General features: G+C 30.1%; 13 protein-coding genes, 1 tRNA gene and 1 pseudogene. 3 read left to right on the top strand and 12 right to left on the bottom strand.

Annotated elements, in window-relative coordinates; all coding sequences use genetic code 11:
* A partial coding sequence (locus tag C4R78_RS09625; RefSeq protein WP_146057686.1) for a transposase occupies positions 1-390 on the top strand: 390 nt, incomplete at its 5' end.
* Between the two features lie 49 nt (positions 391-439).
* A complete protein-coding gene (spoVB, locus tag C4R78_RS08940) occupies positions 440-1,912 on the top strand; it encodes a stage V sporulation protein B (RefSeq protein WP_103896705.1) in 1,473 nt (490 codons plus the stop codon).
* A gap of 13 nt (positions 1,913-1,925) precedes the next feature.
* Here the strand turns inward: spoVB and C4R78_RS08945 are convergent, their stop codons facing one another.
* The 6 genes from C4R78_RS08945 to C4R78_RS08965 form a co-directional block, all read right to left on the bottom strand.
* Positions 1,926-2,816, bottom strand: coding sequence for an RluA family pseudouridine synthase (locus tag C4R78_RS08945; RefSeq protein ID WP_103896706.1), 891 nt, complete (start codon positions 2,814-2,816; stop codon positions 1,926-1,928).
* Entirely contained in the window at positions 2,797-3,777 is a 981-nt protein-coding gene (locus tag C4R78_RS08950; protein ID WP_103896707.1) for a hypothetical protein, read from the bottom strand. The genes C4R78_RS08945 and C4R78_RS08950 overlap by 20 nt, the downstream gene beginning before the upstream one ends.
* Before the next feature lie 49 nt (positions 3,778-3,826).
* Entirely contained in the window at positions 3,827-4,792 is a 966-nt protein-coding gene (locus tag C4R78_RS08955; protein WP_103896708.1) for an RluA family pseudouridine synthase, read from the bottom strand.
* Between the two features lie 90 nt (positions 4,793-4,882).
* Entirely contained in the window at positions 4,883-5,179 is a 297-nt protein-coding gene (locus C4R78_RS09685) for an iron-sulfur cluster biosynthesis family protein (RefSeq protein WP_341456815.1), read from the bottom strand.
* 231 nt (positions 5,180-5,410) lie between these two features.
* A complete protein-coding gene (locus C4R78_RS08960; RefSeq protein ID WP_103896709.1) occupies positions 5,411-6,124 on the bottom strand; it encodes an N-acetylmuramoyl-L-alanine amidase in 714 nt (237 codons plus the stop codon).
* Positions 6,125-6,219: 95 nt separating this feature from the next.
* Positions 6,220-6,295, bottom strand: a tRNA-Pro gene (locus C4R78_RS08965).
* A 100-nt stretch (positions 6,296-6,395) separates the two neighbouring features.
* Between C4R78_RS08965 and C4R78_RS08970 the strand changes: the two genes are divergently transcribed.
* Complete coding sequence (locus C4R78_RS08970) at positions 6,396-7,325, top strand: 3'-5' exoribonuclease YhaM family protein (protein WP_159945882.1); 930 nt, start codon at positions 6,396-6,398, stop codon at positions 7,323-7,325.
* A 74-nt stretch (positions 7,326-7,399) separates the two neighbouring features.
* On the opposite strand, the gene C4R78_RS08975 is transcribed toward C4R78_RS08970, so the two are convergent.
* The 6 genes and pseudogenes from C4R78_RS08975 to C4R78_RS09005 all read right to left on the bottom strand — a co-directional run bounded on the left by C4R78_RS08975 (position 7,400) and on the right by C4R78_RS09005 (position 12,938).
* Positions 7,400-8,503, bottom strand: a complete 1,104-nt coding sequence (locus tag C4R78_RS08975) for an iron ABC transporter substrate-binding protein (protein WP_103896711.1) — start codon at positions 8,501-8,503, stop codon at positions 7,400-7,402.
* A gap of 13 nt (positions 8,504-8,516) precedes the next feature.
* Positions 8,517-9,269: an ABC transporter ATP-binding protein gene (locus C4R78_RS08980; protein ID WP_103896712.1), complete on the bottom strand. Its 753-nt coding sequence runs from the start codon at positions 9,267-9,269 to the stop codon at positions 8,517-8,519.
* A complete protein-coding gene (locus C4R78_RS08985) occupies positions 9,266-10,321 on the bottom strand; it encodes a FecCD family ABC transporter permease (RefSeq protein WP_103896713.1) in 1,056 nt (351 codons plus the stop codon). The genes C4R78_RS08980 and C4R78_RS08985 overlap by 4 nt, the downstream gene beginning before the upstream one ends.
* A gap of 2 nt (positions 10,322-10,323) precedes the next feature.
* Positions 10,324-10,848 (bottom strand): FmdE family protein, encoded by a 525-nt coding sequence (locus tag C4R78_RS08990; protein ID WP_103896714.1) that lies wholly within the window; start codon positions 10,846-10,848, stop codon positions 10,324-10,326.
* A gap of 139 nt (positions 10,849-10,987) precedes the next feature.
* A pseudogene (locus C4R78_RS08995) lies at positions 10,988-11,901 on the bottom strand (diacylglycerol/lipid kinase family protein).
* Positions 11,877-12,938 carry an HD-GYP domain-containing protein gene (locus tag C4R78_RS09005; RefSeq protein WP_103896717.1) on the bottom strand — a complete coding sequence of 354 codons (1,062 nt, stop codon included), beginning with the start codon at positions 12,936-12,938 and terminating at the stop codon, positions 11,877-11,879. Before C4R78_RS09005 ends, C4R78_RS08995 begins: the two are co-directional and overlap by 25 nt.
* Between the last annotated feature and the right edge of the window lie 249 nt (positions 12,939-13,187).

A 13,187-nucleotide genomic window follows, 5' to 3' on the forward strand; every position in this document is an offset into this window, starting at 1 on the left:
ATATGGGAAGGATATCTAGAAGAAGTAGAACATTTGAGACATACATACGAATGCAAAGAACTATATAAAGATAGAAGCAAAACCATAGAGAGGGTATTTGCTGACTTGAAGGAGAAGCATGGTTTGCGATGGACAACACTAAGAGGGATAGAAAAAGTGTCCATGCAAGCGATGCTTGTTTGTGCTTGCTTTAACTTAAAGAAGATGGCAAATTGGATGTGGAAGAAGGGACAAAACGGCCCTGGAAAGGGCAAAAATTTCTTTGTATTTATAAAATATTTATCAAAAATGCTTGTAAAAATACTCAAACCCCACTTTTCGTTTTTTGAAAAGTGGGGTTTGTCGACGGTCTGTAGGAACACCAATTTGGTGTTCCTTTTTTGCATATAAAATAAAAATTTAAAATATTAATGTTATAGATTACTTTCTAAGGGGTAAAATGAAAACTTCAGATTTTTATAAAAAAACTATAATACTTGTTTTATCAAACATAATAACCGGAACATTAAACTTTATATTTTCAATAATACTTTCAAGACAAATAGGAGCAAAAGGAGTAGGAATATATCAACTTGTAATGCCTCTTTACAATATGTTTCTTTTTATAACCGGAGGAGGAATTACCGTTTCAATATCTAAAATTGCATCTGAAAAAAAAGCTAAAGGAAAATTAAACGAACTTTACAAAACTGTAAAAATAGTATCCTTATTTGAACTTTTTTGGTCTATTGTGATTACTTCCCTTGTGATAATATTTGCTAAAAGCTTTTCTAATTTAATACTAAAGGATTCAACAGCCTATTATAGCATTCTTGCCTTTACACCTGCTCTTGTTATAGTTTCAATATCTTCAATATACAAAGGAGTATACTATGGGCTTCAAAAAGTTTTAGAGCCAGCTTTTATAGATATTATAGAAAAAATAATAAGAATAATTGTTATGTTCCCCTTAGTAAAAGTTTTAAAAAATATAAGTCTTGAGTTAAGCTGTGCATCTGCTATGTTAGCTTTAAGCTGTGGGGAACTTTCAAGTTTAATTTTATTTTGGGCATGCTATAAAATTTATAAAACAAAAAACAAATCCTTTGATAAACCTGACTCTCCCCTTCAACTTCTTTATGATACTTTAAAGCTTTCCATTCCCCTTGCCTTTAATGGAATTTTCTCTACCATATTTAGTATGTTAAACTCTGTTTTAATACCTAACAGACTTCAAGCTGCAGGATTTAGCTATGAAGATGCCCTTTCTATGTTTGGGAAGCTTTCTGGAATGGCTTTAAACATAGTGTTTTATCCTACTGTAATTTTAAATTCCATTAGCATAATACTTATTCCCTCTATATCAGAATTTTTGGTCCTTAAAAACTACTCTGCAGTAAAAAGAAGAATATATAAATCAATAGAAATAGCTTTAATCTTAGCCTTATCTAGTTTTATAATACTAAACAACATCCCCGATAAGATATCAATATTGTTTTACAAAGAACCTTCCATAGCAAAACTTATTAAAACTTTATCCTACGGCCTTCCATTAGTCTATGTTGAAATGATAAGCTTTTCAATCTTAAACGCATTAGGCAAGCAAAAACAAGTTATGATAAATTCTTTAATGCTTTCAATAATAGATTTAACTATAATTTATTTTTTCATGTCGATTCCTAAAATAAATATCTACGCCTACTGTATAAATTTTATAATATCAGCAATAGTAGGTTTAATGATAAATTTTATTGCAATAAATTCAAGCTTAAATTTAAATTTTGAAATAAAAAAAGATATAATTAAACATCTATTAATATTTTTAACATGCCTTCTTGTTTCAAAAATATTAAATAAAATAATAGTTAATCCATTGATATTTATACTTGCAATATACTCTATTTATATAGCCCTACTTGAAATAATAGAATAGGGCATTTTATGCCCTATTCTAAGTTATATTCTTTAAGAACCTTCAACATATCCAAAGGAAGATCCGCTTTACATTCCACAAGGCTGTCTCCTCTTACTTTTTTAAAGACAAGCTTATAGGCATGAAGAGCTTGACGATTTATAAAATGACTTTTATTACCATAAAGCTCATCCCCTAAAATTGGGTGTCCTATATGGCTTAAATGAACCCTAATTTGATGAGTTCTTCCTGTTTCAAGGAGTAACTTTACTAAAGAAACCTCATTATTAGACTTTATAACTTCATAATGAGTTATAGCCCTTTGTCCTGTCTCTATGACACATCTTTTAACTGAATCTAAAGAAGGCCTATCAATTGGAAGGTCAATCGTCCCTTTTCCTTCCATTTTCCCCTCAACTATTGCTAAATATTCCTTTTTAACTTGATTGTTTTCAAACATCTTTGCCATAGCTTGATGAGCAAACTGGCTTTTAGCTATAATAACAAGCCCAGAGGTATCTCTATCCAATCTATTTACAAGCCTTACAATACAATTCTGACTGGTTTTTGTAAAGTAATTCATAACACCATTGGCAAGAGTTCCTGACTGATGGCTTTTAGTAGGATGAACAACCATAAAAGGAGGCTTATTTACCACTAAAACATCTTCATCCTCATAAACTATGTCTAAAGGAATATCTTCAGGGCTAATATCTTGAGATTTGTTTTCCTTTATAATTACTTCAATTTCATCTCCTTCTTTTAAAATATCATCTGCCCATGCAACTTTTCCATTTATAAATACACAGTCGTTTTTAGTTATTTTTTTAATAAGCCTTGTTGAAAATCCTTTTTCATATTTTAAAAAATTATCAAGCCTTTTTCCTTCATCTTCCTTTGTAACTTTAAAAATTATCCTGTCCATCTTTATACTCCCCATCTAACATAAAATTTATATTTTTAGATAAACTTAAACAAAAATTCAAAATATCAGAATAATTTTTTCTTGGACCTAAAACCTCAAAGTAAACATCTTTATCACAAAAACTTATTAAAACCTTATCTTCAAAAAACTTTATATCCTTTAAATCCTCTTTATTAGCCTTTCTTTCATAAACCTCTATTTTAAAATTATCCTTTAAGTAAGCTAATCCTAAAACAACTTTATTATCACTTTTTATCAATTTAACCTCAGAAAGAAAATAATTTTTGTCACTGGACAATATAGGAAAAAAATTTATAAATCTCTTTGCATCTTCTAAGGTTATATAACAAGCCTCGCTTCCATCAAATTCAAACCTTTTTTTAAAATTCAAACTTGAAAAAAGATTGTTGTCTAAAATATCATTTACTGAAAAATATTCATACTTTTTTAAAGATACAATCTTATTATTAACAAAATACTCAACTTTAAAGGGAAGTTCATATCCTTTAAATTCTCCTATCCAAACCTTTGTTAAATAACTTACATTATCAACTTTACTTTTAATTCCTATTATCTTTAACCTTAAATCATCCTTTATTTCATATCCTAAAATCTCTTTTCCATTTAAATTTTTCATTAATTCAAATATATCAAGATTTATAATTGGTATATTCCACCTTACCTTTACATGATCTAATCTGTCATTAGAATAATAGTATTTATCTCCATTTATTATTTCAACCGAGTTTAATTCATCAATATAATCTATTCTAAGTTTATCAGGATATGAATAAAAAATCTTTTTTGACAATTTAAGTTTTCCATCCCATTGGCTATATCCTTCTATAGTTTCTATATAAACTATACTCTTTATGCCATTATAAATTTTCTCATACTTAAAAACTTCCTTTTTTGAAACTAAAAAGCAAAATAAAACTATTAAAACAATTAATTTTTTCATAACACAAACTAATTAAAAATGCTTTAGTAAAAGTATATTACAAAAAACATTAAAACTTGAATAACTCATGCCTTACTTTTCTATAAATTGGAGGCAAAGCCATAGTTATTATTTTATTATTTAAATATTCTAACTTACCCTCCATATTCTTAAATATAAGCTTATTGGCTACAAGAAGTTGACTATCAAGCCCAAACTTATTATAAAACATACTATTTAATTTTCTATGTCCATACTTTGGATCTCCAATTATAGGATTTCCTAAACTTGCAAGATGAGCCCTTATTTGATGAGATCTTCCTGTAATAAGGTCTATTTCAACTTCTGAAAAAGCCCCCACGGTTTCTAAAGTCTTTATTTTTGTTACTATCTCCTTTGAATTTTTTATTTTATCTTCAGATACCATAACCTTATTTTTCTTCTTATCTTTATAAAGATAAGCTATATAAGTTCCATCCTTTAATTTTCCTTTAATTAAAGCCATATAATACTTTTTAACCTTTCCTTCCCTTATAGCTTCATTCATAAGCTTTAAGGCTTCATAATTTTTAGCAAAAATAACTAAACCTTCTGTATTTCTGTCAAGTCTATTACATGGTGATGGAGAAAATACCTTTTCTTTAAAAGGATCATATTCTCCTTTATCATAAAGATAGGCTAATACCTCGTCGGTTAAAGTTACTTCTTCTCCTTCATCAGGATGAACTAGTTTATCTCTTTGTTTTTCAACAATTATTATATTTTCATCCTCATAAGCAACTTTTAAATCTAAAGCTTCGATCTCAAGGAATCTTAAATTTTTGTCTTTTTTAACTTCATCTACTTCAAAATTAAAAGTAATCCTATCTCCCTCATTTAATATGTATCTTTCATTTGCCTTACTATCATTTACTAAAATTTCTTTTTTTCTTATTGCTTTATATATACTTCCAAGGGACATATTTTTAAGATACTTTCTTAAAAATTTATCCAACCTTTGTCCTGCTTCGTTTGAAGTTATTACTACCTCCTTCATACAAAAACCTCCCAAATTTATTTTAACCATGTTGTTTATCTTCTTTGCAATAATATTATTATATACAAAAAAAATAAGGGCATAAAGCCCTTACTTACATCCTCCCCCATATAGGGATTCTACTGAAAATCTTTTTCCAAAGAATGTATTTCTATAATCTATTACAAAACCTGGAACATAGTCTGCCATATCTTCATCGATTATTATCTTTATCCCTTCTACCTCAAAAACCTTATCATTTTCTTTAGGTACATCCAGTACCATTCCAAAGTTTGGGCCACCTCATCCAAAACCTGCAATATATACTCTAACTCCGTAATCATCTCCCTTTTCTTCTATTTTCTTTTTAAGTTCTAAAGCTGCATCTTGAGTCATTTTTATTTGCATACTCATCCCTCCTATACCCTTTATAGGTATATTATATTACATATCGTAATATTATTCAACACTATTATTTTGTGTCAAAATCCGTCGAATAAAATATAATATAATAAGAAAAATTAAAAGAGGTGAGATTATGTCAAGGAATTTGTGTTGGTTATTGCTATTCCTTTTATGTGGCCATCATGACTGTTGCAAAAGAAGATGCAGAAGATGCTGTTAAAAAAACCTGCAGGGTTACCCTGCAGGTTTTTTTACATAATTTAAATTAATCCATCCCTTATCCGTTCTTCCCCATCCATCTTGTTCTTCAATTATTACTATCTTATCACCTTTTTTATAAGTTCCAACAACCTGGTATTTAACAGAAGGGCCTTTTCTTATGTTTAAAACATCCGCTACAACCGTTACTATCCTTTGTTTTACTTCAAAGCCTAAAAATTTTCCTATTCCCTTTGCAATAGCAAAAGCTATTTCATAGGCTTTTTCATCTACCGCCTTTGCATCTTGCTCATTTGTAACAAATCCACATTCAACTAAAACTGCTACAGCCTTTGAATATTTTATAACATAATATTCAGCCTCTTTTACTCCCCTATCAAGGGTATAATTTAAATTTACTAGTTCCTTTTGAATATTTAAAGCTAATGCCTTTCCTTTTTCACTTCCTCTATAATAATAAGTTTCAACTCCCCTTGCTGAATTGTTAGGCGCTCCATTTTGGTGTATTGATACAAATACATCTGCCCTTTCATTGTTTGAAATTCTAACTCTATCTGCTAGTTCTATAAATACATCCGTTGTTCTTGTAAACACAACAGTTTGACCGCTATCTTTTAAAATTTTTCCAAGATTTAAAGCTACCTTTAAATTCAAATCTTTTTCTTTAAAAATACCTACTGCTCCAGAATCCTTTCCGCCATGTCCTGGATCTATACAAATTTTTGGCATAATCCTCCCCCCTTAATAATATATATGTATTCTTAAGATAAATTGTTACATAAGGGGGATATAAAAATAAAAAGGCCTGTTAATTTACAGGCCTTTGGTCTGGGTGACTGGACTTGAACCAGCGACCTCCAGAACCCCATTCTGGCGCGCTACCACCTGCGCTACACCCAGATGTCTTACAATATTATTATACATTACTTTTTGCTTTTTTCAATAATATTATATGTTTTAATTTTAAAAAATTATGTATAATATAACTCGAGGTGATTTTATGCAGCTTAATATTAACCAAAAATTCGAAAATATCGCTGTAGCCGTAAGACAAATAACTAAAAAAGTTGACCAAAATAATAAAGGTTATTATCATCTTCAAGTAAGTATAGGGCTTAAAAGCTATGATTCGAAAATATGGAATGACGATGAAAAAATAGGAGAAGAAATAGTTCCAGGGTGCCTTGCATATATATCTGGAATTGCAAAGAATTTTAAAGGTAGTATTCAGCTTCACATAAGCAATATTCAAAGAATATTTAATCCCTCACAGGAACTTTTAAACTCAGTTATACCAACAGGCTTTGTAAACGAAAGTGATATGATAAAAGAGATTGAAAAACTCATATCTACTATAAAAAATCCTTATATTAAAACTTTACTTGAAAATGTATTTAATCTTCCTGACGTAAAAAAACATTTTTATAAAAAAGCTGCTGGAGCTGAAATACATCACGCCTACCAAGGTGGACTTGCTCATCATACTATAGAAGTTGCTAAAATAGTTCAAAACTACTGCAACATATTTACATATATAAAGTATGACGTAGCCCTTGCAGCTGCACTTTTACACGATATAGGAAAAATTTATGAACTTTCACCTTTTCCTGAAAATAAATATACAACAAAGGGACGTCTTTTAGGTCACATAACACTAGGAGCTGACCTTGTAAGCAGGGCTATATCAGAAATAAAAGATTTTCCAAACGAGCTAAAATACGAATTAATACACTGCATACTATCTCATCATGGAATGCTAGAGATGGGCTCCCCAGTAGTTCCCATGACAATAGAAGCAATAGCGGTTCATAATGCAGATAAAGCAAGCGCTGAAATAAATGCATTTCACCTTGCAATCGAAAGGGACACCGGTCTAGATAGCTGGACTGAATATAATCCAACATATAAAAGAAGCATTAAAAAAACATAAAAAATTATTTTAAGCCCCATGGAAGATTGGCTTATAAAAAATAATCTTTCATGGGGCTTTACTATTTATGCGTTTTAAAATTTAAGATTTAATTTATCTAACTTACCAAAGTCTTCTTGCATCTTATCAAACAATTCTTTTCCTACAAAAAATTTATATATTTCATCTGCCTTCTCCTTTATATTAATATCCTTAAACTTTTCAGGATAAACTATCTTTCCTATAAAGTAGGCATCAACCAAAGCTGTATCTATATTTGTGCCATAGAAGTTATATGGTAGCTGCGAATACACATTGCCTTTTTTAAAGGCAGTAAGCGAATCATAGAATTTTGAATTTTTACTATAATCCTGCTTAACTATCTCAAGACCACCCAAATCAATAAATATTATAGGTGGATCCCATTCAACCAATTTTTCCTTATCAATCATAACACTTCCTATTTTTCCTGTTTCATCTGCAACGTTTTTAATATTTAATACAGTAAAAATAGGATATTTACCTTGTGTACTTTCTATACCATGTATTCCCTTCATTCCAAGGGCACCAATATACACATAAGGTTTATCTTCATCCTTTATATTATATGTTCTTTTTTCTAAATCCTTTTTTGTATTTTCTATAAAATCCACTACTTGCTTTGCTCTTTCTTCCTTGTTTACTATCTTACCAATTAGCTTTAAAGATTCATTAACTGCACTATCAAATAAAGCTCCTTTTCCATAACTTATTGCTACAACTGGAATACCTGTTTTACTTTGAAGATTATCCGCCTCCTGCTTATCCTTTGGATAGGTTGTAAAAATCACATCTGGTTTTACTGCTATAAGCTTTTCTAGATCCGGTGGATTATTTGGTCCTCCAAGTCCAATTACAGGTAAATCCATAAGTTCCTTATTTGCTATAATATATGATCTTCCCTTTAAATTCTTCTTTTCAAATTCCTCAATTCCAACAATTTTTTCTTTATCACCTACATACACATAGAGCCTTAATGCCCCTGGCCCTATTGCTACAACTCTTTTAATATTCTCTTTAATTTTTACTTCCCTTCCTAACAAATCCGTAACTACTACTTCCTTTTGGTTATTCTTTGATTCTTTGCTGTCACATCCTACTATAAAAACAGACAAAAATATCACTATAATTGATAAAAATAATGCTAAGCTTTTTTTCACTTTCACACCTCCTTCAAATTGGTATTATTATTTTTTTATTCCTTATATTCTCTATTTCTACATCCACAGAATAAACATCCCTAATTGCCTTTTCTGTAATAATTTCTTCTCCTCCAGCTGAGTATATTTTACTATCCTTCATTAGTATAAATTTATCTGCAAATCTTAAGGCCAAATTTAAATCGTGTATTACAACAATTACTGAAATTCCCTTCTCCTTTGCAATATTCTTTATAAAATCCAAAACCTCAATTTGATTTTTTAAATCTAAATTACTGGTTGGTTCATCAAGTAGTAACACCTTAGGTTGCTGTGCAAGGGCTCTTGCAATAAGAACCTTTTGAAACTCTCCTCCGCTTAATTCATCTATATATTTTAAGCTGTAACTTTCAAGGGAAAGATGTTTTAATATATCATTTACAATTTCAATATCTTTATCAGTTACATCCAAATTAATATATGGTTTTCTTCCTAACAAAACCGCATCAAAGACCGTCATTCTTGACACATTTGCACGCTGTGGAACATAAGCAATATTCCTTGCAACCTCAATTTGTAACATTTTATTTAAGTTCTTACCTTCAATAAAAACACATCCACCATCTGGTTTAAGTATCTTATTAATACACTTTAGCAGTGTAGATTTTCCAGCACCATTTACACCAAGAACAGCAACACATTCTCCTTTATCTATACTAAAGCTTACTTTATCCAAAACCTTTTTGCTACGGTAGGAAAAAGTTAAGTTATCTACCTTTAATATCACCTCTTATCCTCCCCCTTTATTAAAAGATATAGAAAAAGGGGAGCCCCTAAAAATGATGTTAAAACTCCAACTGGAAGTACAATGGGACTAATAATAGTTCTTGCAAGGGTATCTGATAAAAGCAATATAACTGACCCTAAAATTGTAGAAGTTGGTATTAAAAACCTCAAATCACTTCCTACAATCCTCCTCATTATGTGTGATGCAATAAGACCAATAAAACCTATGACACCTACAAAAGATACCGCTGTTGCTGTCACTAACGAAACCAACAATAAACTTCTTAGACGTAGCTTTTCTACTTCAACACCTAAAGATTTTGCAACATCATCAGAGGCCTCTAACGCATTATAATCCCATCTATGGATGTAAAAATATACATAAGATATTAAGGTAATAACTACCATAATCAAAATTTCTTTATAGGATACCCTTCCTAAATCCCCAAAGGTCCAAAATACGGCTGCGGCAACTTGATAGTCCTGTGCAAAATACTGTAAAAGTGTTGTAGCTGCCGTAAAAAGAGAACCTAAAGCTACACCTGATAAAACTATTGCCTCTTTACTGAAAAATTTAAGTTTTGCTAGCTTTACAACAATAAGCGTAGCAAACATTGAAAATACAAAGGCACAGATGCTAACCAAATAAGGATTATTTATTATCACTGCATCCTTTGTGCTGCTTTGGGTTGAGCCTGCATCTAAAAGAATTATTGCAACGTTAGCACCAAAGGCTGCTGCATTAGAAACTCCAAGGGTAAATGGAGATGCAAGGGGATTTTTTAAATTATTCTGCATTATGCAGCCTGAAATCGAAAGTGCAGCACCTGCTACAATTGCAGCAAGTATTCTTGGAAGTCTTATCCTCCAAAGAATCAAATTTGCAGACTCATCCTTTATGCCTTTAAAAAAAGCCATTAAATTTATCAGTGTAGCTTTGCTTGAACCTAAATTTAAAGATATAAATAATAAAGTAAATAAAATAGCAACAAGAACTATAACTACATACTTTTTTCTGTTTACATATCTTTTATATATAATTCCTGCTTGCATTTTTACCATCCTCTTGTATATTCTTTAAAACAGTCTAAACAAACCTTCTTATTATTTTGAATTCTTATTCTATGCTCTGCTGTAGCCTCTCCACATTCTTCACAAATTATGCTATTAAAAATTCTCGCCTTTTCAGGTAGTTTAGTATTTAAAGGCTTTATTTCAAATACCTCCTCTGCTGGAGCCTCTAAAATATACCTTTGTCTTTCTTCTCGTGACATTTCTGTGCTTAAAGGTTTTAATACTACTCTTATTCCTTCTCCCGTCTGTCTTTTAATAAACGAAAAAGCCATTTTACCTCTGTCTTTAAATATTAAATTACCCTTTCCTACAGTACATCCTGTTATAACTTGAACAGCATCTACACCACAGGCATCATTTTCTGTTATACATACAACCTCCTCATCCTTAGAAAAACTCAAATTAAGTTTTTCTACTGCAATTTCACAGGCTCTAAATCCTATTGCAAGTCCTGGACACTCATGTCCGTGAAACTCAACACATCTTCTCCATAGCTCCTTATTCATACCTCAACCCCCTATCGATAAATATGTAAAAATAACCCACGAAGGTATTAACCCTTCGTGGGTTATTCTCAACTTTTAAAAATTTAAACCTATGGAACTTCGTGTTCCAATCCTATTTTAGCAAAGTATAACACTTAAGTCAATATAAATTATTGGGAAAAACTATCTTTACAGCATCCTTTAAAATTTCAAATTCAGCCTTATCTGTCCTTATTATTTCCCCATCTAGATTTACCGAAAAAACTTTTTCAGACTCTATTTTTAAACTTTTACCTTTAAAAATTGTAACCTCTTTAAGCTCCGTATGGGTTCCTTTTATATATTTATTCAACAAGGCAAGCAGTTTTAGTTTGTTTAAAGTTTTTACATGACAAATATCAAAATATCCATCTTGAATATCTGCATTTGGAGTTGGAATCATTCCTCCACCGTAAAATCTTCCATTAGAAGCCGTTATTAATAAAGTATTAGAAAAAAACAAATTATTGTCAATGTGAATTTTAAAGAATATTCCTTTATAGGATATTAACGTTTTAAAAAGAGAATACAAATAAGCTGCTTTTCCAGAAAAAACTTTTTTAGTCCTTTGAACTTTATTTGCTACTTCCGCATCAAATCCGGCACTTGCTATGTTTATAAAATATTTATCATTACATCTTCCCACATCTATTTTCTCTATATCTCCATAAACAACCCAATCAATAATTTTTTTAATGTCTAAACTTGGATATAGCATTTTTGCAAAATCATTTCCTGTCCCTGCTGGAATAACGCTAATTCTAAATCCTTTCCTACAATTCCATTTACTACTTCATTTAATGTACCATCTCCTCCAACTGAAACTATTCTATTAAACAAATTAGAATTCTTAACAACAATTTCAGTTGCATCCTCTGGAGCTTTAGTAAAAGTTATCTTATAATCTACTTTTTTGCCCCTTAATTTGCTATCAATCAAATCAGCTACTTTTTTAGCTTTTCCATTTCCTGCTTTAGGATTTACTACAAATAATATGCCCATAACATCACCTAAAATATTATACCTTCTATACATAGGCTTGGTTTTTCTACAAGATTTATATCATAAGGTGATATTTCAACTCCACCGTCATCCTTAAACACTCTAACTTTTGGTCTGTCTGGAAATCCTTTGTTTTGTCCAACTACGTAAGCATGATATCCATTAGATAATTTAACCTCAATACCTAAAGGATAAACACAAAAATGTTTTTTGAAAAGATTTACAATCTCTGGATCAAAATAAGTTCCAGATGAAGCTAATATAAATTCATAAGCCTCATTTGGAGGAAAAGCTTTTCTATAAACTCTATCGCTAATTAAAGCATCATAAACATCACATAAACAAGCTATTCTAGCAAATTTAGATATTTTATTACCAGAAAGGCCTTTAGGATATCCTTTACCATCATATCTTTCATGATGCTCTAAAACTATACTTTTTTCCCTTTCATTAATTCCTTTTATATCTTTAATAATATCATATCCTAACTCACAATGGGTTTTCATAATATCATACTCTTCGTCGGTAAGCTTTCCATCTTTATTTAATATACTATGGGGTATTTTTATTTTCCCAATATCATGAAGAATAGTTCCTGCTCCTAAATCTATTAACATTGGCTTTGAATATGAAAGCTGAACACCCAAAAAAAGAGCTACAACGCAAGAATTTAGCGAATGAACAAAGGTATAGTTATCGTATGTTTTTAGCTCTGTTAAATATGTAAAACTTACCTCCTTGTTTTCTATTAAATAATCCACCAGCTCAATTATTGTTTGTAAAGTATCTTTAAAATCGGCACTATTATAATATTCAATCCTTGAATACAATCTATTTAAAGACTTAACTGCATATGTCTTTATTTCTAAAAATTCAATATCCTGTCCCTTTATATCAAAAAGATTTTTATCTTTTACATAAATATAAATTATTCCTAAATCCATAAGTTTGTTTATATATCTTTTAGTTAAAACTATTCCTTCTCTTAGAAGAATATTACCCCTTGAATCTATTATACTTTGGGCTAAAACATCTCCTTCCTTTACATTAAATATACTACAAAGCTTCATGGTGCACCTACTCTCTTTAATTTTTAGAAAATCCGTCAATATTTTATTTTACATAAAAATTTAAATTTATTCAATAAAACATAAGAATTTTCAAAAAACAAAATATTTATATGCTCAAAAAAAACAAAAAAAATACAATTTATTAAGTATTTTTCAGACCGTCGACAAACCCCACTTTTCAAAAAACGAAAAGTGGGGTTTGAGTATTTTTACAAGCATTTTTGATAAATATTTTATAAATACAAAGAA

The sequence above is a fragment of the Caloramator fervidus genome, assembly GCF_900108045.1.
GTDB classification, from domain to species: Bacteria; Bacillota; Clostridia; order Clostridiales; family Caloramatoraceae; genus Caloramator; species Caloramator fervidus.

What these genes read in the sequence shown, in the direction of transcription:
- spoVB (WP_103896705.1), top strand. Translation starts at nt 440, where the DNA reads ATGAAAACTTCAGATTTTTATAAAAAAACTATAATACTTGTTTTATCA.
- C4R78_RS08945 (WP_103896706.1), bottom strand. Translation starts at nt 2,816, where the DNA reads ATGGACAGGATAATTTTTAAAGTTACAAAGGAAGATGAAGGAAAAAGG.
- C4R78_RS08950 (WP_103896707.1), bottom strand. Translation starts at nt 3,777, where the DNA reads ATGAAAAAATTAATTGTTTTAATAGTTTTATTTTGCTTTTTAGTTTCA.
- C4R78_RS08955 (WP_103896708.1), bottom strand. Translation starts at nt 4,792, where the DNA reads ATGAAGGAGGTAGTAATAACTTCAAACGAAGCAGGACAAAGGTTGGAT.
- C4R78_RS08960 (WP_103896709.1), bottom strand. Translation starts at nt 6,124, where the DNA reads ATGCCAAAAATTTGTATAGATCCAGGACATGGCGGAAAGGATTCTGGA.
- C4R78_RS08970 (WP_159945882.1), top strand. Translation starts at nt 6,396, where the DNA reads ATGCAGCTTAATATTAACCAAAAATTCGAAAATATCGCTGTAGCCGTA.
- C4R78_RS08985 (WP_103896713.1), bottom strand. Translation starts at nt 10,321, where the DNA reads ATGCAAGCAGGAATTATATATAAAAGATATGTAAACAGAAAAAAGTAT.
- C4R78_RS08990 (WP_103896714.1), bottom strand. Translation starts at nt 10,848, where the DNA reads ATGAATAAGGAGCTATGGAGAAGATGTGTTGAGTTTCACGGACATGAG.
- C4R78_RS09005 (WP_103896717.1), bottom strand. Translation starts at nt 12,938, where the DNA reads ATGAAGCTTTGTAGTATATTTAATGTAAAGGAAGGAGATGTTTTAGCC.